Annotated in this window: 1 protein-coding gene; it reads right to left on the reverse strand. The window is 67.9% G+C overall.

Annotated features, from left to right (window positions below; genetic code table 11):
* Positions 1 to 169 precede the first annotated feature (169 nt).
* Positions 170 to 798, reverse strand: a 629-nt coding sequence (locus ACERMF_RS17725; RefSeq protein ID WP_373670480.1) for a transposase, incomplete at its 5' end; no start/stop codon positions are given.

A 798-nucleotide genomic window follows, 5' to 3' on the forward strand; every position in this document is an offset into this window, starting at 1 on the left:
CCGACGCCTCTCTGTGTCAAGGGCGGGTTCGAGGGTCGGGGCGGAGCGCAGGTCGAGGTGCCCGAGGCCGGGTCGGATCTCGGGTTCCGTGGTGCTGGTTGGGGATGTAGCGTGGGTGGTGGTCCGGGGAAGTGACTAGAGCCAAGAATCGGTTAGGGATGCGATCCGGTCACGCGGACGCGAGTCTCGTTCCCGCTTGTCCTCCCCGGGCCACCTCACGTCGACGTGCGTCGACGAGCAGCCGGCGGTAGACCACGTCGGAGAGCTGCCGTTTGAGTGCGCGCATCGCTTCGCCGCGGGTCTTGCCCTGGGCGAGCTTTCGTTGCACGTAGGCCTTGCCGGGACCGCCGTGGCGGATCTGGGTCACGGCCGCGATGTGGATCGCGGCGTTGAGTTGGCGGTTGCCGCCCTGGTTGAGGCGGTGCCGTTTGATGTCGCCTGACGATGCCTCGATCGAGGCGGTGCCGTTGTAGGCCGCGAAGTGTCCGGCCGTCGGGAACCGTCTAACGTCTGCGACGCTCGCCAGGATTGTGGCGGCGCTGATGTCACCGATGCCGAAGATGCCGGTCAGCGTCGTGCCGTGCGCTTCGAGCGCCTCGTGCAGCCGCGTCTCGACCGCAGGGATGCGCCGCTCACACCAACGCCAGTCCTCGAGCAGCTGCTTGGCGACCTCACGACGCTCAGTCTCGACCAGCGAACCTGGCCGCACCGAACGCACCATTTTGGCGGCTTTGACGGTCGTGAGCTTGGTCGGCGCTCCGCCGGGGACCATCTCCGACAGCAGCGCGTGCACCCGGC

It is taken from the genome of Egicoccus sp. AB-alg6-2, assembly GCF_041821025.1.
Taxonomy (GTDB): Bacteria; Actinomycetota; Nitriliruptoria; order Nitriliruptorales; family Nitriliruptoraceae; genus Egicoccus.